General features: G+C 55.0%; 13 protein-coding genes. 4 read left to right on the forward strand and 9 right to left on the reverse strand.

Translation table 11 applies throughout. From position 1 onward, the window contains the following. Positions 1 to 34: 34 nt before the first annotated feature. From K239x_RS26830 to K239x_RS26850, 5 genes are all read right to left on the reverse strand, one after another. Positions 35 to 1,459: a DUF1501 domain-containing protein gene (locus K239x_RS26830; protein WP_145421406.1), complete on the reverse strand. Its 1,425-nt coding sequence runs from the start codon at positions 1,457 to 1,459 to the stop codon at positions 35 to 37. A gap of 67 nt (positions 1,460 to 1,526) precedes the next feature. After that, the gene (locus tag K239x_RS26835) at positions 1,527 to 4,457 is read right to left on the reverse strand and encodes a DUF1553 domain-containing protein (protein WP_419189437.1); all 2,931 of its coding nucleotides are present in this window, start codon (positions 4,455 to 4,457) and stop codon (positions 1,527 to 1,529) included. 150 nt (positions 4,458 to 4,607) lie between these two features. Next, a complete protein-coding gene (locus K239x_RS26840; RefSeq protein WP_145421410.1) occupies positions 4,608 to 6,209 on the reverse strand; it encodes a GNAT family N-acetyltransferase in 1,602 nt (533 codons plus the stop codon). Positions 6,210 to 6,303: 94 nt separating this feature from the next. Next, the gene (gene speA, locus K239x_RS26845) at positions 6,304 to 8,280 is read right to left on the reverse strand and encodes a biosynthetic arginine decarboxylase (RefSeq protein WP_145421412.1); all 1,977 of its coding nucleotides are present in this window, start codon (positions 8,278 to 8,280) and stop codon (positions 6,304 to 6,306) included. Positions 8,281 to 8,549: 269 nt separating this feature from the next. Further along, positions 8,550 to 9,614 (reverse strand): putative bifunctional lysylphosphatidylglycerol flippase/synthetase, encoded by a 1,065-nt coding sequence (locus K239x_RS26850; RefSeq protein WP_419189438.1) that lies wholly within the window; start codon positions 9,612 to 9,614, stop codon positions 8,550 to 8,552. 202 nt (positions 9,615 to 9,816) lie between these two features. Here K239x_RS26850 and lpdA point away from each other — a divergent pair, with 202 nt between their 5' ends. After that, positions 9,817 to 11,208, forward strand: a complete 1,392-nt coding sequence (gene lpdA, locus K239x_RS26855) for a dihydrolipoyl dehydrogenase (RefSeq protein WP_145421414.1) — start codon at positions 9,817 to 9,819, stop codon at positions 11,206 to 11,208. A 189-nt stretch (positions 11,209 to 11,397) separates the two neighbouring features. Continuing rightward, positions 11,398 to 11,949, forward strand: a complete 552-nt coding sequence (locus K239x_RS26860) for a cysteine hydrolase family protein (RefSeq protein ID WP_145421416.1) — start codon at positions 11,398 to 11,400, stop codon at positions 11,947 to 11,949. Between the two features lie 7 nt (positions 11,950 to 11,956). Here the strand turns inward: K239x_RS26860 and K239x_RS26865 are convergent, their stop codons facing one another. Both K239x_RS26865 and K239x_RS26870 read right to left on the reverse strand, forming a co-directional pair. Continuing rightward, positions 11,957 to 13,609: an alpha/beta hydrolase gene (locus K239x_RS26865; RefSeq protein WP_145421418.1), complete on the reverse strand. Its 1,653-nt coding sequence runs from the start codon at positions 13,607 to 13,609 to the stop codon at positions 11,957 to 11,959. A gap of 91 nt (positions 13,610 to 13,700) precedes the next feature. Further along, a complete protein-coding gene (locus K239x_RS26870; RefSeq protein WP_145421419.1) occupies positions 13,701 to 15,821 on the reverse strand; it encodes a hypothetical protein in 2,121 nt (706 codons plus the stop codon). A gap of 233 nt (positions 15,822 to 16,054) precedes the next feature. On the opposite strand from K239x_RS26870, the gene recG reads away from it, so the two are divergent. Beyond that, positions 16,055 to 18,205, forward strand: coding sequence for an ATP-dependent DNA helicase RecG (recG, locus tag K239x_RS26875; RefSeq protein ID WP_145421420.1), 2,151 nt, complete (start codon positions 16,055 to 16,057; stop codon positions 18,203 to 18,205). A 68-nt stretch (positions 18,206 to 18,273) separates the two neighbouring features. On the opposite strand, the gene K239x_RS26880 is transcribed toward recG, so the two are convergent. Next, complete coding sequence (locus tag K239x_RS26880) at positions 18,274 to 20,559, reverse strand: RCC1 domain-containing protein (RefSeq protein ID WP_419189439.1); 2,286 nt, start codon at positions 20,557 to 20,559, stop codon at positions 18,274 to 18,276. Positions 20,560 to 20,716: 157 nt separating this feature from the next. Here K239x_RS26880 and K239x_RS26885 point away from each other — a divergent pair, with 157 nt between their 5' ends. Continuing rightward, entirely contained in the window at positions 20,717 to 21,703 is a 987-nt protein-coding gene (locus tag K239x_RS26885; protein WP_145421424.1) for an adenosine kinase, read from the forward strand. 222 nt (positions 21,704 to 21,925) lie between these two features. Here K239x_RS26885 and K239x_RS26890 read toward each other — a convergent pair whose 3' ends face one another. Beyond that, positions 21,926 to 24,340 (reverse strand): VIT domain-containing protein, encoded by a 2,415-nt coding sequence (locus K239x_RS26890; RefSeq protein WP_145421426.1) that lies wholly within the window; start codon positions 24,338 to 24,340, stop codon positions 21,926 to 21,928. Positions 24,341 to 24,367 lie beyond the last annotated feature (27 nt).

Raw genomic sequence — 24,367 nt, forward strand, 5'->3', positions numbered from 1 at the left:
CAGTGCCTGATTCCTTAGCCGACGCAGCTTTCTTCTAGCCGACCAACTTGCCAATCACGTGTCCGTGAACGTCCGTCAAACGATACGGACGTCCTGCAAACGTAAACGTCAATCGTTCGTGATCGATGCCAAGCTGATTCAAGATTGTGGCTTGAATATCATGAACGTGCACGGCGTCTTGGACCGGGTGAAAACCCAATTCATCGGTCGCACCAATCGTCTGGCCTGCCTTCACGCCGCCACCTGCCATCCACATCGTAAACGCTTGCGGGTGATGGTCACGGCCCATTTTTCGGCCCAACGCACCACTTGATTCGACCATTGGGGTACGTCCAAACTCGCCGCCCCACACCACCAACGTGTCTTCCAACATCCCGCGACGTTTCAAGTCTTTGATCAGTGCCGCACACCCTTGATCGGTCTCTTTGCATTGGCGTCGCACGCCACCTTCGACGTTGCTGTGGTGATCCCATCCGGAATGGTACAGCTGGATAAACCGCACGCCACGTTCGGCCAATCGCCGAGCCAGCAAACAGCTTTTGGCAAACGAACCGGCGTCATCTGGTTTGACACCGTACATCTCCAACGTGGCCTGGTCTTCGCCCGAAAAATCCATCAACTCCGGCGCACGAGCCTGCATCCGGTACGCCATTTCGTACGATTCAATTCGCGTATTGATTTCATCCACACCGGTTTGCTCAAAACGACGCTGGTTCAGTTTTGAAATCAAGTCAATCGTTTCTCGCTGCGTCTTTCGATCGATCCCCTCAGGGTTTGCAACGTGCAAAATTGGATCGCCGCTGCCACGCAGCGGTACGCCCTGATGTTCGCCCGGCAAGAACCCTGCGTTCCACATCGAAGCACCGCCTGACAAGTTTCCTCCGCTTTTGAGCACCACGAATCCTGGCAGATCGTTGGTGTCACTGCCGATTCCATAGCTAAGCCAGGACCCCATCGACGGCCGACCAGGAATCGGACTGCCCGTGTTAACAAAAATCTGCGCTGGCGAGTGGTTGAATTGATCGGTGTGAACACTTTTGATAAACGAAACGTCATCCACGACTTCGGACAAGTGTGGCAACATCTCCGACAGCTCCGCCCCTGACTGACCGTGTTTGGCAAATTTGAAGCGGGGTGACAACACGGCTGCGTCAGGTTGAATGAACGCGTAGCGCTGGCCTGCAATCACCGATGGCGGGATCGACTGACCTTCCAGTTCGACCAACTTGGGTTTGTAGTCAAACAAATCTAGCTGGCTAGGAGCCCCCGCCATAAACAAATAGATCACACGTTTGGCGCGTGGTGGGTAATGAAAACCGCGTGCTTGCATCGGCGCAGCCTGCGCCGATCCAGCACCAAACTCAGACGCAAACATCGACGCCAACGCGACTTTCCCAAGACCGATGCCACATTGCCCAAAAAGCTGACGGCGCGTTTGCTGTTTTAGATTCTTGTTCATAGCTTCAACTTTTCTGATTCTCAAAACCTGATTCGCTCTCATCCTCAAAGCATTAAAATAAAATTGCTTAAGGCACGGTAATGGCTTCATCGGTATTCATTAGGGCACGAGCCACCAAGGTCCACGGCTCTTCGTGAGCGATTTGTGATTCATAAAATTCCATCAAGGCATCGATCTCGCCCGGCTCGGCCTTGCGCCCCAGCAGCCGGCGAAACAACCGCTGCACGATCGTTTTTGGCGCGGCATCACTTCCCACGTCACGAAGCGTTGCTTCGGCCAATCCTTGAGCAATTTCCAGATACATCGCATCGTTCATCAACGTCAAAGCTTGCAGCGGAGTCGTGCTGGAATCGCGACGTGCAGCACAGGTTTCACCACTGGGACCATCGAACGTCGCAAACGCAGCGAACGGCGCCGTGCGTTTGCTAAAGGTGTACAGCGATCGACGGTAACGATCGCCGCCGCTGGATGTATTCCACGCGGGACTACCATACGCCATCTTGCTGATCGCATCGGGTTGCGGCGGATAGACACTCGGTCCGCCCCATTTTTTGGTTAACAAATCCGCGGCCGATAGCATCGCATCGCGAATTCGTTCGGCATCCAGTCGCCGATAGGGAAAGCGCGAAAGCAATCGATTGCCCGGATCACTCTCCGGTCCATGTCCAACACGCTGTTGGTAAGTCGCCGACAAAACAATCTCGCGATGCAAGCGTTTCAGCGACCAGCCTCCCCGACGCAGTTGCTGATCTAAAAAGTCGATCAATCTCGGATGCGAAGGCGGTTCGCTTTGAGTTCCAAAATCGCCCGCGGTCCGCACGATGCCGGTGCCGAAAAAATGCCGCCAGGCGCGATTTGCACTCACGCGTCCCACCAAAACGTTCTTGTCACTAACCAGCCAGCGAGCAAACGACAATCGATCCGGAGCTCGATTCGATCCGCTTTCGATCCGCTCAAACACGACTGGCACCGCCGGAGCAACCGACTCTTTGGCCTGCAAGTACTCACCACGATGATGCCGATGCGTCGTGCGAGCGTCGGCCGGTTCTCGCTCCAACATTCCCAGCGTGCGAATCTCCTCCGGAATCTCGGCCTGCAACCTCTCGATGGGCTTCCGATGCTTCTTCATCGCATCGCTGGTCAACACAAATTGACGCTTGAGTGCACGCAGACTTCCTTCGTCAGCGAGCGTCAATCCAGGGATCAACACCGCTTGGGCAGTCTTGTCGCCGCTTGCAAATTCAATTCGGAAATGCCCCAACGCTGCCGCGAAATGTCGCTCAAACACCAACTCAATTTTCAAAACGCCTTCGGTGACAGATTCGTCAAAGTTGACCACTAGGTGATTCGATTGCCCCTCTTTTCCCGACGTCGACCAGCCCGTCGAACCATCGCCATCGAAAACGTTTCCAGCATCCGCGTTGCCTGATCCGACGCTAATTTTGCCAAAACTATGGGAGCCCTCTTTCAGTTTGATTGGACTGCCGTTTGCTTTGACGTTGATCTCGCTGAGAAAGAAATCACCTCGCCGCCCTTCATAAAACGCCATGCCCGGCCCGCCTGCTGGCAGCGATTCGTGAGGCAACGCGGTCAGTCGCAAGGCAGTCAGGGGTTCTGCCAAATCTTGCAAGTCGAAGGTTAGTTCAAAGACATCGCGTTTCGTCACATCTCCGCTGGCAAGAATGGACCCGTCGTCCAACACGGACAGACGTGGCAGGGTTGTTTTCAATTCATTCGGCCGTGGTGTTTGCCAGCGCAGTTCTTCTTGCTCACGTTGCTGTAGCACCACGGCCTCAAATGCCGTGCGAACCGCTTCGTCGCCTTCGGTTTTAGGACGATTTAGAAAACGATCAACCAACGAATCGACTTCACGATCCACCTGTGATTCGATCAATCGTTTCTTTGCTTCGCGTTCAGCATCCGGCACAACGACTTCCGGTTCGTTTGCATTGTCTAGTAGCGCCATCATGGCGTAGTAGTCGGTGTGCGTCAGCGGATCGTATTTGTGCGTGTGACACTGAGCGCAACCTGTGGTCAATCCCAACCACACGGTGCCAACCGTCGCGACTCGATCGACCATCGCATAGAACCGGTACTCCAGTGGATCGATACCGCCCTCTTCGTTCAGCATCGTGTTGCGGTTAAATCCTGTCGCTATCTGCTGGTCTCGCGTAGCACCGGGCAACATGTCGCCGGCGAGCTGTTCAATCGTGAATTGGTCAAACGGCATATCGCTGGCGATCGCATTGATTACCCAGTCACGGTACGGCCAGATCGTTCGGGGGCGGTCTTTTTCGTATCCGTTGGTGTCGCTATAGCGAGCCAAGTCCAACCACGGGCGTGCAAAACGCTCGGCGTAGTCGGGAGAAGCCAGGAGACGATCGACCAGTCTTTGATAGGCGGCCGGGTCGTCATCTTGGGTAAAGCGATCGACGGCTTCTGGCGTCGGCGTCAGGCCCAACAGATCCAAATACAACCGGCGAATCAAAGCCGCACGATTGGCTCGAGGCGCCGGCTCCAGATCGGCGGTTTGCATTCTGCGACGAACGAATCGATCGATCGCATTGCGTGACCATTCATCGTCGACATCGAAGGGAACCTGCACCGAATCAGGCGCGACGAACGCCCAGTGTGTCTCGTAGTCGCCGCCAGCGGCAATCCACTCCTTCAACAATTGGATCTCATGATCGGTCAACGGTGGATGCGAATCGGCAGGCGGCATCCGCAAGTCGGCGTCGTCGCTTGTCACACGCTGAATCAGTTCACTCGCGTCCACGGAGTTCGGCTGGACCGCCGCATAGCCACCCAAGTCTTCCCGCGATCCGATTTGGGTATCGAGCCGCAGGCCTGCTTCGCGAGCATTTTCGTCGGGACCATGGCAAGTGAAGCAGTGCTTCGCCAACACGGGGCGCACATCGCGATTGAAGTTCACAGTTGGCGACGCAGCGACCAATACGACAGGCAGACCAAGCAGAACGAAGGGTACAAGAAATCGCAAACAACGATTCATAATTGACAAGCAAATTGGGAGGGGAGGGCGGGGCACTTATCTTACCCGCCATCCCTGGTCCCTCCAAACACAATCACAGCTGACTTGAATATTCGCGTCACCTCCGATGGATCAAATTTGCCGTGGTGCGATTCGGCATCAATCCTCCGAAAGCTGCTTCACGTCATACAGGTCGGTGCGACGATCTTTCCAGTTCGTCACGCTGCCTTGCTCACGATGTCGTTTAAGCAACTCCAAATCGACATCGTGAATGACGACGGTTTCGATATTCGCGTTCGCCTCGGCGCCGATACCATCGCGAGCAAACGTGACGTCGCAAGGAGTAAAGATGGCGGACTGTGCGTAATGGATATCGGCATTTTCGACGAAGGGAAGATTGCCGGTGCAGCCCGCAATTGCGACGTAGACATCGTTTTCGACGCACCTGGCTGCGGCACAGGTTCGGACGCGCAGGTACCCGCTGCGTGTATCAGTATTGAAAGGCACAAAAATGATGTCTGCTCCTTTGCCGGCCGCAATACGGCCGAGCTCAGGAAATTCGCAGTCGTAGCAAACTTGAATCGCGACGCGACCGCAATCGGTATCGAAGACATCGATCGACGGGCCTCCTTCGACTCCCCACCAACGCCGTTCGCTAGGCGTGATGTGAAGCTTGTACTGTTTGTCAATGCGACCGTCGCGGTGAAACAGAAACGCGACGTTGTAGAGCCGGTCGTCTTCGACCACAAAGTGCGATCCGGCGACGATATTGGTATCAAACTTCACCGCCAAGTCAGCGAAAAGCTCCAACAGCCGAGGCGTGTACTTCGCCAACTCGCGTGCCGCATGCCCAGGACGCAGCACGGGCATGATCGACAGCAACTGGGTTGTGAACAACTCGGGAAACAAGAGAAAATCACATTTATAGTCCCCCGCGACATCAACAAAGTATGTGATCTGTTTGGCAAATTCTTCAAAGTCAGCGATCGAACGCATTTGGTATTGGACGGCACCGATTCGCACCGGCCGAACCGTGCGCCGGTAACGTCGTTTGGCTACCGGGGCGTAGTCCAAATTTTTCCATTCCAGGAACGTCGCATACCCGCAGCTCTCTGTGTCCGACGGGAGGTAGTTGCTTAACAACCCTTGCAACGAAAAACCGTTCGCGATTTGTGCCGTCAAAACAGGATCATAGATCGATTTATTGACCACGCGATCGATGTACTCTGACGCCTTCATCTCGTGTGCGTATTTGTGATATCCGGGAATCCTTCCGCCGACGATCATTTGTTCGACATTGCGACCGCGACAGAGCTCTTTGCGAGCGTCATACAGTCGTCGCGACAGACGCATACCACGAAAATCGGGATCGACCATGATTTCGATGCCGTAGACCGTGTCGCCCTTGGGATTGTGATTGCGAATGAATCCGGAATCCGCTGTCTTTTTCCAGTTGCACCACTCCAAATCGTCGTCGTAGTCCAACATCAGGCAGCTGCTGCTGGCGACGATGCGACCATCACACTCGATCACAATTTGACCTTCGGGAAAGTGCTTCAACTGGCTTTCGATTTGATCGCGACTCCACGGCTCCATGTCGGCAAAACACCGCTGCTGCATCTGGACGATCGCATCGTAGTCGCCTATTTGCATCGGACGAACGACCAGTTCGCGCTCAAAATCGCTCACGTCATAGTCAGGAACCGCATCATCGGCGTGGTTGCTTAGTTGGACGTGAGTTGGATCGTTTGGCTGACTCATTGAAGATCTCCGACGTCACTGCAGGCAATGACACCTGTTTGGGGAACAAGAAAAGCAAAGTCGGCTGCCACAATGGGCCGTGCCATCGCAACACTCAGTCAGTCGCAATCGTGACGCGCGTCTGCGCGGGCGATTGAGAGTTTTTTTCAGGAGCCTGCTGCGGGCGCAGATAGGTGTACCCCGTCATCGCCTGTTCATAAGCCGCGATAATCTGGCCAGCTTGCACGTTGTCGATGTTCTTGGCCGAAATCGCATCTTCGATCTGTCCCTGGATTCGTTCGATCAGTTCACGGACGTCGTACTGTACATAGCTCAGGACTTCCGAAACCGTGTCGCCTTTGACGATCGAGCTAATCTTGGGTTCTCCGTTTTCGCAATCGACATGCACCGCGTGCGTATCACCAAACAGGTTGTGCAGGTCGCCAAGAATTTCTTGATACGCTCCAACAAAAAAGATACCAAGCTGATACGGCTCTGATTCTTTGACGGTATGCAGCTTCAATGTTCGCTGGTGCCCTTTGCCGCCGATAAAGTGGTCCACCTTTCCGTCGCTGTCGCACGTAATGTCTCCCAGTACACCGCTCCGCGTGGGAGCTTCATCCAGACGATGGATCGGCATGACAGGAAACATCTGCCCGATCGCCCAAGAATCCGGAAGCGACTGAAAAAGCGAAAAGTTGACAAAGTAGATGTCGGATAGCAGACGATCGAGCTGTTTGAGTTCGGGTGAAATGCCGTCGACGTTTTCTGAAATTTCTCGGATGCGATGACAAAGCGAAAAGTACAGATTCTCTGCTTCCACTCGCTGCTCCAGCGGCAGGTATCCGCCACTGAAAAGATTCATGCAAAGATCAAGCGACACTTGCGCGTCGTGAAAACTTTCCATCACATTGTCGAGCGACAAATTTGCATGAGCCGACTTCAGGTCATGCACCGGCTTTTCGAAGTCTTCGGGAAGCGACTGCGAAGTCACCGGATTCGCTTTGCCTTGCGTCGTCACACCAATCGTTTCGACGACCAAAACGCTGTGCTGCGCCGCGATCGCTCGGCCGCTTTCGGACAACAACTGGGGATGCGGCACCTGTGCTTCGTCGCAAACACTTTGAATGTGAAAAACAACGTCGTTGGCGTATTCCTGGATCGTGTAGTTCATGCTTGATTCGTTGTCGCTGCGCGAACCGTCATAGTCGACGCCCAGTCCGCCGCCGACGTCCAAGTATCCCATCGCAGCGCCGCGACGCTTCAGGTCGACATAGATTCTTGCGGCTTCCAAAATGGCCGACTTGAGCTGGCGAATATTTCCTATCTGGCTGCCGACATGAAAGTGCAGCAGCTGAAAACAATCCGCCATGTCCAATGACACCAACCGATCGAGCGCCGTCAACAGTTCCGCAACCGTCAGTCCAAATTTGCTTCGGTATCCGCCGCTGGCTTGCCAACGACCGCTACCGCGAGTCGCCAATTTGACTCGCATCCCGACGGTCGGTCGAACGCCCACTTCCGCCGCCACACGAAGAATCAAATCAAGCTCCGATGCCTTTTCGATCACCGGCATGACCGTCCGCCCCATTCGCTGAGCCATCAGGGCAAGCCGAATGAACTCCTCGTCTTTAAAGCCATTGCAAATGATTGGCACACTGGCATCACTCATGGCAACCGCCGCCAGCAATTCGGGTTTGCTGCCCGCTTCGATCCCGAAGCCAAGCACGGCGTTTTCTTTTGCGATCTGCTGCACAACCTCGCGTTGCTGGTTCACCTTGATGGGAAATACGCAGCGGTAACGATTCTGATAGTTGTGGTCGTCAATTGCTTTGGCAAAGCACTCATTCAAGTAACGCAGTCGATCCCGAAGGATGCCGTTGAAACGAATCAAAACCGGCAAATTCAACCCGCGTTGACCAAGTCGATCCACCAGCGTTTTCAGATCGACCGTGGCGTCTGAATTGCGGTCAGGCCGAACGATCACGTTCCCGTCCGTTGATATCGAAAAGTATCCGGCACCCCAACGGTCAACGGCGTATTCGTGGCTTGAATCGTCAACAGTCCACTGTTGTTGGGTCGATGGTTTCAATCGCGTGCTACCTGAGGATGGCTCGATGGTTTTCGGTCAGCTTGTGCCTCGGATCCCGGTCAATCCGGGGCCGATTCGATTCGAAGGTTGATTCTTGTACCAGACCGGCAAAGGCGATTCCAGTCCACCAAAACGGAACTAAAGTCACCCTTCGACCCTAAAAGCCAATTGCGATGCGCGGATCAGGAAAACGGCGAACTCGGTGCTAGCGAAATGCCGCTACGTCAAAGCTGCTGGGCCAACGCTTAGACGAGCATCCGAATAGATTCTCAAATGTCGGCACCAGAATCGATGGCTCTGGAATCTTCATTGCCGGGATCTTCGCGGCCAGGAGTGTCGTCGCCAGCATCTTCGTTGCTGGGACCCTTGTCATTGGCACTTTTGATCGCAACTTCTTTCGCATGTCGCGCTTCAACGGCGCCGCCATAGATCTCGTGTGCAACCAACACGACCATGCCCACCAGCAGCGGGGCGACATAGTACAGCAATCGAAAGATCAGAACGGACGCCAAGACGCTATCCCCGACGGTGCCTTTTAACAGCGTCAGCAAAATCAACTCCAGCACTCCCAGACCACCAGGAACCTGCGTGATCAGCGACACCGCAATGCCCACAAGGTATGCGGCCAGCACCAGTGCAAAGGGTGCGACGGCGTCACCAGGAAGCACCAAGTACAAAGCCGTCGCGGAGATCAGCAAATCCACGGCAGCGACCGAGGCTTGCACCAACATCAACCCAGGCTCCGGGGGACGTAGATGCAGCTCACCAATCGGCCAAGGCTTGTGCCACAAAAAACACACCGCGGCGTAGCTGACTCCCAGACCTAGCAGGATCACACCAAGCGTCTTGGTGCCAAACGGCAGCACAATGTCAGGTGGCAAATCCACGGGCACCAGGACCAAAACGATTCCGCCCAAAAACCACAGCCCGCTCCAAAACGTCAGCCCAAGAATCGAGATCAGGACCACAATCTGACGCGGCCGGAGCCCCCACCGACTGTAAAAACGAAATCGAATTGGCGTAGCAGCCAAGAACGTGCCCAAATTGTTGCCCAGTGCGTAACCCAAAAACGACACCAGCGCGACCTGCCGCAGCGGCAAAGGACGCGCCAAATACCGCAAAGCCAATAAGTCGTAGCAGATCAGCAATCCGTAATTCAACGCGATCAGAAATGCTGCAAATCCCAGGTACACCGACGGAACACTTGTCATTCCAGCAACGAACTCCTCCCAAGTGATCGAGTTCGCTTCTTTTGCCAACAGACGTACCGCCAGGACGAACAGCGCCGCGGCGAAAGCTGGGCCAGCGATCTTGCGAAGTTTGCGTTTGGGCAACGGGACCGCCGGAGGGAAGAAAGGAGACGCGATTTCTTTTGCAGCTTGCGTATTGTCGTCGCGATTCGCCTATTCGCAAGGTCCAAACAAAGTAGCCGTTAGCCGGCAAAGTGAAGGGCTACTTTCTCTTCCGCTCAATAGTGTCCACACTAGGGGGAGCAGTGAAGAATAACGATCGCCCCGTCTCCAGAAGTCTTTTTCTATGAAAACCGTCAAACACGATCTTGTCATCATCGGCGGCGGACCTGCCGGCTACGTTGCCGCCATCCGCGCCGCTCAATTGGGCATGGATGCTGCCTGCATCGACGAAAATCCGCGTTTCGGCGGCACCTGTTTGCGAGTGGGTTGTATCCCCAGCAAAGCACTGTTGGAATCGAGCCACCTGTACGAAGAAGCCCAGCATCGTTTCGTCGATCACGGCATCAATGTCGGCGGCGTCGAGCTTGATCTAAGCAAGATGATGGCTCGCAAAGACAAGATCGTCGATACGTTGACCGGCGGCATCAACATGTTGCTCAAAGAACGCAAAGTCACGACATATCTCGGCCGCGGAAAAATGCGCGACGTTGAAACCGTGGTGGTCGAAGGCGACGAGCCGGTGCAAATTCAAGCCAAGAAAGTGCTTATCTGCGTCGGCAGCCGACCCATGAGCTTGCCCAGTGTCGAAGAAGACGGCGATCGAATCGGCAACAGCACCACAGCACTGTCGTTTCCCGATGTCCCCAAACGTCTTGTCGTCATCGGTGGTGGCTACATCGGCTTGGAACTGGGAAGCGTTTGGAATCGACTTGGCAGCGAAGTCATCGTGCTCGAAGCCATGGATCGCATTATGGCTGGCTGCGATAGTGAAATGGCAAAATTGGCCCATCGAACTCTCAAGAAACAAGGCTTCAAGATCCACACCAAGACGTTTGTCGAATCCGCAAAACGTGACGGTGACGAATGCGTGGTTGCGATCAAAGACAGCGATCCCATTCGCTGTGACCGTGTTTTGCTGTCCACCGGTCGCACACCCGCAACCGATGATCTGGGATTGGAATCCGTTGGACTGGAAACGGATCAGCGCGGATTCATTTCCGTTAATGAAAACTTCGAGACATCGGTCGAAGGCGTCTATGCCACCGGCGACTGTATCGGCGGCGCGATGCTGGCGCACAAAGCCATGGAAGAAGCGGTCGTTTGCATCGAACGCATGGCCGGAATGAAAAGCCACCTCAACTACGATGTGATTCCGGCAATCGTCTACACGCACCCCGAAATCGCCATGGTCGGCAAAACGGAAGACGAACTGAAAGAAGCCGGAGTCGATTACAAAAAGGGCGTTTCACCCTTTGGTGCCAACGGACGGGCTCGCACACTAGGCGAAGCTGACGGCCGAGTAAAAATCCTGGCGGATGCCAAGACGGACCGTGTCCTGGGTGTTCACATCATCGGCGCCAGGGCAGGGGACCTGATCGCCGAAGCAGCCGCAGCCATGGAATTTGGTGCCAGCAGCGAAGACATCGCACGCACCTGCCACGCCCACCCGACACTTTCCGAAGCCGTCCACGAGGCCGCGTTGGATGTGGACAAACGCCCCATCCACTCGATTTAGACTGTCAATCGGTTGGCCGCCGAGCGATCGGCGGCCTGGCCAGATGCAGAGACATTTACCCAGAACCCGGTGCTTCGTCGCCGAGCCTAGTGCTTCCTCGCGGAGCCCGGTGCTTGGTAGCAGAGCCCAGTGTTTTTTCGCAGTTCACCGTGTTTTGCGAACTGCGACCACCTTTCCCAGGAGATTGCAATGTCCCGAGCCCTACTAGTCATCGATGTACAGCGTGAGTATTTCGACGGTGCACTGCCGATCTCGCACCCCGCCGGTCACTTAGAAAACATCCTGGCGGTGATGGATGTGGCGGCAAAGCAAAACGTCCCCACCGTTGTCGTTCGCCATCATCAAGCCGACCCCGAGTCGCCAATTTTCCGTCTCAATTCGGACATGTGGCAGCTGCACGACGAAGTTGAAAAGCGTCCTCGAGATTTGTTGATCGACAAACAGCTCCCCGGTACGTTCACCGGAACGGACTTGGAACCGTGGCTTAAAGAAAACAAGGTCGACACGGTTTGCATCGCCGGCTACATGACCCACATGTGCTGCGACACAACCGCCCGTCAAGCCTTTCACCATGGCTACCAAGTTGAATTCCTGCGTGATGCGACTGGAACGCTCACGGTCGAAAACGAAGCCGGCAAAGCGACAGCAGAACAACTGCAAGAGTCAATCTTGGTCGCTCAGCAAATGTTTATCAGCGAAGTCATTAGCAACGCCGACTGGACGAAGCGAATCTCCGCCTAAGAGATGCTTAACGATCAAAGGCCTGAGGCGGTTTCTTTGCCAACTGCCAGTAGGTGAGTGCCCCCGCCTGTCTTGCGATCAGCGACGGGCGGCGCGGTGCGGGCAATCGGGCGCGAACGACATCGTAAAGATCACGGAGCATCGAATCGTTTTCGCCATAGTAACTGTGCCCCAGCAGACTCAAGTCGATTCCGCTGACGTCAATCGTTTCCACTCCCGGCACAACGACCAAGTCGGCGCCGCTTTCGCCCGCACGCGGATAGCCGTGAACCTTTTTCGATGCGATCAAGGCACGATCATCCGACGAAGCATATAGCGTGACCTGATTGGCGACACTCAACAGTGATGGAGCCAGGTCGCGACGAAAACGATCAGCGTCCACGTCGGGGGCCGCCAAAACGACGCGGTCAAAAATCGGATCTGCCCCCGGAGATGATTGGTGTTGGATCTGTTGCATCGCCATCGTCATGGCACGATTGCCCATGCTATGCGCGACCACGTTGATCGAATCGGCGCCGCTCTGGCTGGCCAATTCCAACAGAAATTCACGCAAGTGAGTGACCGTCCACATCGCGTTATTTTCGTCGATCGAATAGCTCAGCAGCTGTCCTTGACTGGGCCACGAGTAGCAAATTGGTACGCCCTCGAAGGGGAGATCAACCGATATCTGAGCCGTTCGCTGTACCGCCGAATCGAAGTCCACGTTGTAGCCGTGAATAAAAACCAACAGATCCCTTTCTTTCGAATCAGCAACGGTGGTCGAAAGTTTTTGATAGAAATGATCGCGTTGCATTTCGACCGCATGGGTCAACACCACGTGCTTGTCCTGGTCTTCGCGAAATTCAAATCGCAACAGACTCGGGCGTTCGACGATGCCGCGTTCATGGACGACAGGCACAGTGACTTCGCAAACGCCTCGCGTCAGCACGCCTCGGTCACCCAAGTAATCGACGCCATGTTTTTCGATCGTCGTGCGGCCCATCAAAAAGAAAGCAACGGATGCGGCGGTTGTCGCCAGTCCCAGCGCCGTTGTCCCGGCACTCAGCCGAGGGCGACGAATCACCCAGCCGACGCCGGCGACTAAAAACAAAACGACCGACGCACCCGCCAGCGTTTGCATTAGTTGCGTGTCACCGCTGATTCGATACGCCGAAAGCGGAGTCGGACTGGGCGCTCGGTCCGTCGCGTAAAAGACTTTCACGCGAGCAAATTTTTCTTCATCGTGCTTGATCGAACCTGCCGGCAAGCTTTCCATGGACTGGCTTGCCTTGGGAGGCGGAGGAGATGCGCGGGGCGGCTCGATGGCCATCGCTGCACTTTCCATTGCCATCGCTTCGGGCACTTTTGTGATCGACTGATCCAAGCGAACACTCTTTTTTGATAAACCAGCCCTCCCGCCGCTCGCCGAACCAGGCTGTAAACTCAACTCAGCGGATTCCACTTGGAGTGGCTCAATCTGAAAGCTCTCTGATTGCAGAGGCTCTTCGGCGACCGACGATTGCAAATGATCGGTAGCCCCCACTTCCCCGATGGAATCCGAATCGCGATCGGGCGGAGTTGAGCTGGAATCGGCCTGTGCACCGCATCCGACGGTCAACAGCACCATGCCGTAGAAGACACTTGAAAGCAGCGTGCGTTTGAGTAACTGATTCGAAACCATGTTGCTGACTCTGTACCGGTCGAGAGAGGTGATTCAATCCGAAGCGTTTTGAATACCAAATGGGACCGGCAGAAGTCGACCGAGATCGAACCTAAGCAGCACGGCGGACCGAGACGCCAGCGTCTGCCGAACTGGCTTTTTGTTCACGCCGAGCAATCTGTTCGACGGCCATCCGGTCCAACCAACGAGTCAAAGGAGTGCGTGGCGTCATCGAAACCACGTCCGCTAGCTCGGCAGTCGTGCCTCTTTGATGCAGGCCAATTGCAGAACGCAGTCGCTGCGAAAAACCCGTCAGGTTCTTCATCCATTCGATCAGAAAGTCGGTCGCGCGAATGAATGCCATTTCGGTGCGCGAATCAGCGCCACCATAGATCGGGATCTTGCGTCCCACCTTGGACGCTGCATCACGGATCAAGAACGTCGATAATCGCGGGCGATTGGAAAACATCTGCAACAGAAAAGCAGCCGAACCGAACGTCGGAATCCAACACACCATCAGCGCTTCGCCATGAGGGATCCGCTGATGCCGATTCGTGATCGCACTGCCAATCGTAAAAATCGTCCGCAAGATGGGCGTGATCACGATCGGCAGCAAGAACCAAGCGTTGCCGGTCCCTGCAAACGCGGCGACTCCGCCAACTTTCGCCGGCAAAATGATGGGCGCCATCGCTTTGAGAGCCAGGTGCAACCCCAGCCCACGCGTGTACGCACCGACTTCCTCGCCGCACAAATCACCACGGAGTTTCTTGGCTTGTTTGTCGGTAATCCGCTGGCTGTCCTGCCAACGTTCGATCGAAGCTTCGATCCGTGATTGCCCAAACCAAGACTGATATTTTTTACTAAACAACAAGAGCAAGCAGACGACTGCCGTCTCTTTTTGTCGGCGGACGTCCACCAACAATCGATGCAACGACGGTGGCGTAACGCATTCCAAAATCCCATGAACCACCCCCATGCTAGAGCGTGGCATGGTGTCAGGAGCAATCCGTTCGTCGTCGACCAGACGTTGATACCGTTTGCAAAGATTCTGTCGCAGTTTGGTCGCTCGATAATCGCGATCTTTGATAAACCGCATCACTTTGGCACGCACGTCGGCACGACCAAACAGCTGACTGGCGAATCGTCCCATCGACGATGGCAACAAACCTGCCAACCAGATCATCGCTACCTTGATCGGCGTGTGGCCAAGCTGTTCGAAAGTCGTTTGATCAATGGTTTCTTCTTGCAGCCAACGACGGACGATCTCCGTTCGATAGGCTGCGCGTCGTCCTTTGGCGAACCAATTCCATGGTTGTCGGAACCCAGCCCACTCCGACGATTTCCAGGCTTCGCTGTGATGAATCAGCTTTTCAGCGTTAATGCGCAGCTGATAGACCGCATCGGGACCGATCCGAAAGGTCAACACCCTTTCATTTACGTTGATCCAATTGCGAAGCTGCTGGGCGTCCACATCGTCAAACGGTGGAAACGTGCCTCGCAACATTCCGCTAGCGATGTACCGTGGTACCAAAAACGCCGGGATGCCCGATTCCAAATCAATGACAGTGTATTGGTCACCGACTCGCAGCAAGTTGGCCGTCGACACCAATGCACGCGGTGCGACTTGCCATCCGGAACCGTAAAGTCCGCATTGCCCCAGAAGGGACTCCGTTTTTGACATGACATCGACCAGTTGGTCAATTTCATCTTTGCTTTCGACTAAATTTGATTGCCCGCGTGTCGTCACCGTTCGCAGCCATCGACTCAGCCGAGACGAATCAACCGGCGCGGGGGTAATGCCACGACCATTGACCCAATTGGCTGCCAATACCCAGGCGCGAGACGCTTCGTCGTAACGAACATAAATCGGCTGGGCCACATCGGGCGTCGGCAGCGGCGACTCCTCGTTTTGTCCCGCTGAGGCAAAAACGGCCGCAGCCACCTTGCGCCGATAGAAACACGAAAGGATCGCGTCACGATTCTTTTGGTAGGCGAATGGCGACTGAAACGAGAAACGGTAGATTAGTCGCGTCAGAAGTCCTGGTGCAAAGACTTTTTCGACGCATTGGATTTTGCTTCCGTCGGCCAACGTCGCAGTCACCAACTGGGCTCGCGCAGCGCGACCATGACCGAGCGTACGGATCACTTGGACCTCGCGGGGCGCGGCTGTTTCGGCTTCGGTTTGCACGGTTGTTTTTGTCGCCAGTTCAGTCGGCGACACAAGTGACTTCATGTAAATTGACTCGGCTGACAATACGCTTGAATAGGATGCTCTGGATCTGATCGATCGTGAGCTAATTAACAAGCTGCTAACTGGCAAAGTAGGAAAAGAGCACAAATCGCATCAAGCTAAATCGGACGTTTGAACGTCTTTTTGTGAGTCATTCGCGTCATAGATTGCCCACTTTTCACTTTTTAAGCCGCAACGGCCTTTGCTCGCATTTCAATTTTTCGGGAATCACGCTCATGGAGAACGCCGCCGCCGAGATCACGCTCGCGACCAAGCTGCAGTTCTTGCCGGGCGTCGGGCTGGACCGTTCCAAGCGTTTCCAGAAACTGGGCCTCCGAACGGTCCGCGACTTATTGTTTCTGTTTCCGCGCGACTACGAACTCCCAGCCCCTCCCGCTAGCGTGACCAAACTGCGTGAGGGAGTTCCCGCCTCGTTGGTCGGAACAATCACCGACGCGGAAATTGTTTCGCGAACGCCTGGTCGATCAGTCTTCGGCGCGATCGTCGAAAATGACACCGGTGCTGTGCGGATCTTGTTCTTCAATCAACCGTTTCGTGCCGACCAACTGACGTTTGATCGGCAAGTGATGATCTCCGGCGAACCCAAGTTGAATGGGCTACGATGGGAATTCGTTCATCCCAAAGTCACCTTTCTAGATGAAGCAGATAACGATGGGTCGCCACCGCGGCCGCGAATCTTGCCGATCTATCCGCTCACCGATGGCGTCAAGCAAGCGGATCTGCGAAGGCTGACACGAGATTTGCTGCCACCGATCGTTGCCACTCTGACAGAAGTCATGCCAGATCGCCTGCGTTCGCTAGCAGCAGAATCGCTGCGTGTCGCGGGAATCAAACTGGCCGGGGCATTGCCGCCGATCGACACCGCCCTGCAGCAAATCCATCACCCCGACGACGAACAATCGCTCTTGGGCGCGCGAAGTCGTTTTGTGTTTCAAGAACTGCTAGTGATGCAACTTGCGCTAGCCATGCGGCGACGCAAATTGACGACCGACTTGCAGGCACCACCACTGCCATCGTCTGGGATTGTGGAAGCTCGCATCTTGAAACGCTTTTCGTTTGATCTCACCGGCGACCAGAAAGTGACGATCGCGGAAGTGGCAGCCGACATGCAACGCCAGTTCCCGATGAACCGATTGCTACAAGGCGATGTCGGCAGCGGAAAAACGGTCGTTGCGATCTACGCGATGATGCTGGCCGTCGCCAACGAACATCAAGCTGTCCTGATGGCGCCGACCGAAGTTCTCGCAAGACAGCACTACCAAACGCTCCGGCAAACACTGGCGGATAGCCGCGTTCGCATCGGCCTTCTTTGCGGTTCGCTCGGTGCTAGCGAACGTCGCGATGTGCTGCAAAGAACGGCTAGTGGCGAGATCGATTTACTGGTCGGCACCCAGGCCCTGCTCAGTGACAGTGTTAACTTTGCCAAGCTAGGGCTGTGCGTGATCGACGAACAACACAAATTCGGGGTCGGTCAGAGAGTCGCGCTGCGCAGCGGAGGAGTTGATCCTCACTATCTAGTCATGTCTGCCACACCGATCCCGCGTTCCGTCGCAATGACCTTGTTCGGCGATGTAGAACTTAGCACTCTAAAAGAAAAGCCGCCCGGTCGGGGAACCGTCAACACGTACCTTTCACACGACGGTTGGCGAGACCGCTGGTGGGCGTTTGTTTCGCAGCAGCTTGATGAGGGTCGCCAAGCGTTTGTCGTCGCGCCACGAGTCGATGCCGGCGAAACCGATAGCGACGATACGGAAGACATCGCGTCAGTCGAAACGATCTTTGCCGAACTCTCCAACGGTCCGCTGGCCAAATACAAGGTTGGGCTTTTGCATGGACGCATGCCCAATGACGAAAAGCAATCGATTATGCAGCAATTCGCATCCGGTGATCTGCAAGTTCTGGTCAGCACGACCGTGATCGAAGTAGGCATCGATGTTCCCAATGCCACCGTCATGACGATTCTGGGCGCGCAACGGTTTGGGCTCGCACAGCTTCACCAACTGCGTGGCCGCGTTTCCCGAGGCACCCACGCCGGACACGTTTGTGTTTTCACGGATGGTCCTCAGTCGCCCGAAGAGAACGAGCGACTGAAGGTCTTTGAAAAAACCAATGACGGATTCGAGTTGGCCGAAGCCGATTTTCGCATGCGGGGGCCAGGCGACATGCTGGGTCGGAAGCAAAGTGGGTTGCCACCGATGCGGATCGCCGATTTGACGGAGGACGTCCAGGTGTTGGCCGTCGCCCGAGAAATCGCGCAAGCCATGATCGATGACGACCCCGAACTAGCCGCCGAAGACCTGACCGAATTGCACGGCCAAGTCATGCGGCGATACGGCAAACGCCTCGAATTGGGTGACGCATCGTAGCCCTGCAACGCATCGTAGCCCGGCGACGCGGCTCGCCGGACAAAGAGAAACTCTGTGATTCTGCGTCCCTACCAACCGTCGCTCGAAAACGTCCCTTGAAAAGGCTGATCGCCTTCTGGTTCATTTTCGTTGCTGATTCCAAAAATGACGTAGACCAGCTCGTTGGTTGCCGTGGACTCCAGCGGCGTGATGCCTCGCGAAGCGTACTCGGCGAACAGGGCTTGGTAGACCCCACTGACCAAATTCTGCTGGACCTCCTCAGCCGTTTCCGAACTCGCGAATGTCGCCCACTGAAAGAGACCGCGCGAATTACCGAAATCGTCTTCCTCTTGACGAAAGAACGGAGCCCAAAGTGTCGCCAAGGGCTGGTCCGATTCGGAGGCGTTCTTGGCAATCAACAGATACAAACTTTCCTCTGAAGTGCCAACGATCAAACCACGCTTCCAACTCGGTCGACCTTTCACCGCCTCGCTGCCAGCCAACGCATCGGTCATGTATCCGAACTGTTCAGTGACGTCGCGAAATAAATCGTTGGGAGGAATTTTCGTATCATCGATCTTGATAGCGTCGTCCCCCGTGTGGCGTTCGGCTGCCAGTGCGTAGGAGAGCAGATTGCGATCCTTGTCTGGAAGTAATAGCGCCGCGCGGGGATGTGGGCTGTCGGGCGCCCCGATGCGAAACGGTCCAATCGTTTTCATCGCCTGTCGATACGATGCTGGCAAGCGGCAACTCAAACTCGCTTCGATCTCAACAAGGTCGTTTTCCAAAAGTGGTTCCTGGTACGTGAACGAAACCGGGGGCAAGCTTGGATCGGCAATTGCTTGATCAAATCGTGACTTGAAAATCTTGACGGCGGCGATCAATCCATCTCTCTCCACAGCCGCTTCAAACTTGTCATGCACCGTTTGCGTTGAGACCATAAAAACCCCTTGGCTTTGGATACGCGTCACCTTCCCCGCGTCGTCGGTTCCCGTTCCGGCAACGCTGTAACGGGTGGCCCCGGCAGGCAACTCCAAAGAAAAACTCTGCTCATCGTGTGTCTCGTCAAGCTCCACCGTGCCAACGATCTTGGAACCGACTGTGAATTCCAACTTCTGCGACTCGAAAAAATGGCCCTCCAAATCAAACCGAACTTGCAGTTTCACTCCGCCGTTTTTTAGATCATTGCTCGGTAGTGTTGGTTTCAAGCTGACGTCAACCTTTGTCGGCGGCAGGAATCCTGCGCCCGATGTTGCATGAAAACCGCCGATCGTTCGGTCGTTTGAACCCCACCCCCAAAGTTCATCGGATTTTGTCTTTGCAAATCCGTTGTAATGTCCCGCGAAGACCTCCGTCACATCGCTCAGTTTGGAAATCATCCGCTTGGCCCCTTCTAACTCTCCCCTATCATCACCCAGTGCGCAATACACGTTTCCCCCCATTGCCAGCACTCGACCAGCATCCGTCGCCGCCAAGATAAAGTCGTAGCCAGCCGCGATCGACGTGACTCGACTGAACCCCTGAATTTTGATGGGCGCAATCGAAACGACATCAGAAACGGCGGCACCAAGTTGTCCTGACGAGTTAAGTCCCCATCCCCAAACCTGTCCCGATCGGTCCAGTGCGATGGCGAACTGGTGGCCAGCCGAGATGGCAGCAATGTTTTTCAGTCCCGCCATCTGCTTGGGCACGACAAACCGTCTGGGTTCTTCGTCTAGATTTAAGACGGCTCCCGTTGCCTCGCCCAACATCGACGCATCGCCCATTCCCCAAACGGTTCCGTCGCTTCGCAATATCAAGTGGAACTCGCCGCCCGCTTTGACGGCCACGGCGTCGTTGACCCCTGGTACCGAAACCACGCCGTAGGCCTTGCCAGTCGGTGGTGGCGTCTTCAAATCTCCGGTCCCCATTTGTCCTGAATCATTTGCGTTGTAGACGGACGCTGCCGTGACGACACGGCCATCCTTCTTCAACGCAATCAGATTCGAGTCTGCCAGCGAAAAACTTCGGATATCTGACAAGCCACGATGCATGGCCGGAACATGATGCTGGCCGGACTCTTTTCCACACACCGTGGACGCCCACTCTCGCCCCCATAGCCAAACGTTGCCTTGACGGTCCAATGCGCCTGCTGCGGTTCCATTCACACAAACATCGACGGAAACAATGTCACTGACTCCTTCGACCACTTCAAAATGGCAACGGGTTCCCGGTCGCTGATCGCCGCGTACATCCACCGCATCACCCGAAGAATAGACGTGGCCGTCCGCACCAATCGCTAGCGTCACATCGCTACTGGTAATGGAAGCGTGGTCGCTGGCCAAGACGGCGATCGAGGGCACAAGACCAAACAAAGACGCAAGCAAACGAATCATCACAGAGCAAACCAGCCAGTTAACCAAAGTGTGGAGGGAATTTGCCAAATTGTAGTCATTGTGCCGCAGCACTGGACACCTTCTCATTTCGCTGATGCGTAACTAACGTAGTGGACTTCTGATTCCGCCACTTCCATTCAAAGTGCAAGATCGCTCGATGGCAAAATACGACGTTTTCGGTGTAGGTAACGCCCTGGTAGACATTCAAGCTCGCGTTCCCGATTCAGTTTTAACCGAGCTGGAAATCGACAAAGGCATTATGACGCTCGTCGACGATGCTCGCCAAGCGGATGTGCTAGGCAAACTGCATGGTGCAAAGCTCAGTCGCTGTGCCGGTGGCTCGGCCGCTAACACCATCGTGGCTCTTGCTGAATTCGGTGGCACCGCGGCATTCGTAGGCAAAATTGGCAACGACGAAACCGGCGAGTTCTTTCTGAAAGACATGCGTGACTTGGGCGTGACCATCGATGTCAAACCCTCCGACGCACCTTCGGGAACCTGCGCCGTCCTGATCACCGAAGACGCTCAGCGAACGATGCTGACGAACCTGGGTGCGTCCGCCACGCTGGGTGTGGACGACATCCACGAACAGCTGATCAAAGATTCGGAATACGTCTACATCGAAGGCTACCTGCTACCCGGCCCCGACACCAAAGCCGCTGCGTATAAAGCCATCGACATCGCGAAGAAGAACAACGTCAAAGTCGCTTTCACGGCGTCGGATCCTTTTTTGGTCAACATGCTCAAAGACGAAATCTGGGAGCTGATCACTGGCCCCGTCGATTTGTTTTTCTGCAACGAAGAAGAAGCCAAAAGTCTGACGGGCGAATCCGATCCGATTCAGTGCGCCGCCAAAATTCACGAACACTGCGACAATGTCGCGTTGACCCTTGGCCCCAAGGGATCGATCGTCATGCACGGCGGAGAAGCGTTGCCGATCGAAGGCGTCGAAATCAGCGCTCTCGATACGACGGGAGCCGGTGACATGTACGCCGGTGCGTTGCTGTACGGCATCACGAACGGCATGAATTGGAAACAAGCCGGGCACCTTGCATCGCATGCAGCCGCCCGAGTCGTCGCCCAAATGGGAGCAAGGCTGGAGCACAAGTTCACACAGGCCGAAGTCAAAGAACTGTGTAGTTAATCGCTAAATCTCTATGAACCGCGATCGCCAGCCTCGGGACCATCTTCGTCTGCCGCAGGCCCTAGCCACGGGCCCTAGCCACGGGCCTTTCCCGGAATTCCCCAAACGCGCTCACGACGTAAGATCGGGTTTGTTTCTGAGCATTCGGTTCCTATTTCGCAGCATGGGTTATCGACAACCGATCGATGCCTGTGCTTACGACAGCGGCTCAGTCCGGTGACACTACTTGGCCAACGCGATCACATACGCTTGATCGCCGACAAGCACCAAGACTTCTTTCTCCTGAGCCAAATACTTCTTTTGCTCTTCGTCAAGATTCTTTAGCAGATCAAAGTAAGCATCGCTGAACTGCGCGATTGTTTTTGCTGCCGCAATCTGTTCTTTGGTCGCTTCGGAATCAACCAATCGCTCGGCTCGAAGATAGAACGTCTTTGATCCGATGCGTCGGACGACTTCAGAAACAGACTTTCGATTCAAAACTTGAGCGGGCTTGGATGCTTGCCCCGTTGCATTGGTCCCAGACGTTGGGATCGGCTGCATGCCAAACGAATTGCCCGCGACATTGGGAACCGCCAATTGTCTTTGTCGCCCCAAGCTCTGTGCAGACGCGCCGCGTGAGTTCGACGGACCTGCCGCGTATCCTGGCGCCATTGCTGACATATCCATCCCCATATTCATCTCCATGTCGCCCAAGGCATCATTGGCGCGATTGGCCGATTTCAGTCCCCCCTTAAACGCCCGCTGCGAAAACGCTAAACGCCCTGATTCTTGCTGCAGCGCTCGCAGATTGCTTTGTGTCACGCGGCGACCAGCTTGCATGTCGTTGAGATCGGTTTTCTCCTCGGCCAAGTACGCTGTGTAGGGCGTCAAAATGCCATGGCGCTTGGACAACGTAATCAGCTCGTCGACCATCTCCTTGTTTTCGCCATGCAAATCGATGTCGTCGATAATCTGGCCAATCCGCCGAGTTGCCCAAAGCCGTTCGACAAAAATGTTCTTCCCGCTGCCTGTCGTCTTGGGCAACTCATTATCAAAAACAAATTTTTGACGCTCGCCCAGGTAGTCACCGCTCAAGTTGATCTGCAACTTACCGGCTTTGCGATACCGCCCGACGATCACCAACTGATCCCCCGAAAAGAGGTCGTACATCTCAGACGGGTACAACTGCCGCGTACGCCCTTCCTTGCCATCGATCGTCAATTTCAGTTTGGCATCGGTCAACGCCGGCGCACCAATTCGGTCATACAGTCGACTGACAACTTGGTCCAGCGGTTGGCCGGGCCGCACATACATCGTTTGCCCCAGACAAATACTTGCTAGTTTGTCCAACAAGCGACTGTTCACATCGTGCCCCACGCCCAAGCTGAACAATCGGGTCGCATCGCCAAGTTGCCGTTTAGCGTTGTCGGCAATCTTCATCGCATTGCGTTCGCCGACAGTCGGGCGACCATCCGTCATAAAAACGACATATGCTGGTCCATCAGCTTGCTGAGCCATCGCCAGTGCTTGCTTCAGCGCTTCGTCGATATTGGTGCTGCCGCCCGCCAGCATCGAATCAATGTATTCTATGGCGTCAGTTCGCGTCTCTTTGTCGGCTGATGTCAGTTCGCTGCGAAAGTTCTCCACCACGCTGTCGTAGTTGATCAAAGTGAAACGATCGCGACCTTTCAATTTTCCAACCACATAATCCGCTGCCTTGCGAGCTTGATCGATCTTCTCGCCTTTCATGCTGCCGCTCTTGTCCATCACCAAGATGACGTTCTTACCAATCTTCTTTTGGTCCCCCTGCGGCTCCGGCAACTGCGGCTGAATCATCAACATGAAATAGCCGTCTTCGTTTTTCTTAGGACGGTGAGCCACCACCGACACCTGCACTGGAGAATCGCCGGTGTCCCACATCATACGAAAATCACTGTCCGGCACTTTGCCTTTCGCCTCGTACTCAAACTTAACGACTTTCTCGCCGCTGCGATCGATCTCGATGTCGTGGGTTGGGCTGTAGACGTTACCCAACTTTGTTTCGCTACGAATGCGACCACGAATCGCAACTTCGGCAATCGGACTGCACGTAAACTTTGTGGGCGAAAGCGGCAACAGCCAGTCGTTCAATGATCCGCTGCGACGACAAAGCTGCGTGTAGCGAAGTGAGACCGTTCGCTCTGCACCAGCTGGTACGGGGAAGACTTGCGTTTGGAACATGCCGGTTCCAATCCACTGAACAAGCGCTGGGTCCTGACTGCGTCGGACGTAGGACTGATAAATCTCGTGAGCCTTGTCGGCCTCCAACAAGCGGCCTTCCAATTCCTCGCCGTCGACCATGAACGTCATCTGGTCGATCGCGCCGTCGTATGGCAACGGAAACACAAATTTGACCTGTAAAACACGATTCGTACGATTCTTAAAAGTCTGACCAACCTGGACCTCCGCGACTTGGCCACGAATCGACGCATCGATTTCCAACTTCGCGATGTCGTATAGAAAACCGGGCTGCCCTGGCACTGGCCGCGAAATGATTCGCGGTAACCGGTGGATGTGATCCGGATCACTGGAAATCAGCATGCCTTGAGCGTGGACACTCGATTGACCAATGCCAATCGTCGAAACCAATGCGATCACAGCAATTGCGTTACGGAACATGATCAAAACTCACTGAAGGAAAAAGAC

This window comes from Stieleria marina (genome assembly GCA_007741555.1).
Lineage (GTDB): Bacteria > Planctomycetota > Planctomycetia > Pirellulales > Pirellulaceae > K23-9.

Bases quoted from the DNA above. Each gene is read 5' to 3' on its own strand.
- K239x_RS26890 (WP_145421426.1), bottom strand. From the start codon at position 24,340: ATGTTCCGTAACGCAATTGCTGTGATCGCATTGGTTTCGACGATTGGC.
- K239x_RS26840 (WP_145421410.1), bottom strand. From the start codon at position 6,209: ATGAGTCAGCCAAACGATCCAACTCACGTCCAACTAAGCAACCACGCC.
- lpdA (WP_145421414.1), top strand. From the start codon at position 9,817: ATGAAAACCGTCAAACACGATCTTGTCATCATCGGCGGCGGACCTGCC.
- K239x_RS26865 (WP_145421418.1), bottom strand. From the start codon at position 13,609: ATGGTTTCGAATCAGTTACTCAAACGCACGCTGCTTTCAAGTGTCTTC.
- K239x_RS26830 (WP_145421406.1), bottom strand. From the start codon at position 1,459: ATGAACAAGAATCTAAAACAGCAAACGCGCCGTCAGCTTTTTGGGCAA.
- K239x_RS26885 (WP_145421424.1), top strand. From the start codon at position 20,717: ATGGCAAAATACGACGTTTTCGGTGTAGGTAACGCCCTGGTAGACATT.
- recG (WP_145421420.1), top strand. From the start codon at position 16,055: ATGGAGAACGCCGCCGCCGAGATCACGCTCGCGACCAAGCTGCAGTTC.
- K239x_RS26880 (WP_419189439.1), bottom strand. From the start codon at position 20,559: ATGATTCGTTTGCTTGCGTCTTTGTTTGGTCTTGTGCCCTCGATCGCC.
- K239x_RS26860 (WP_145421416.1), top strand. From the start codon at position 11,398: ATGTCCCGAGCCCTACTAGTCATCGATGTACAGCGTGAGTATTTCGAC.
- K239x_RS26870 (WP_145421419.1), bottom strand. From the start codon at position 15,821: ATGAAGTCACTTGTGTCGCCGACTGAACTGGCGACAAAAACAACCGTG.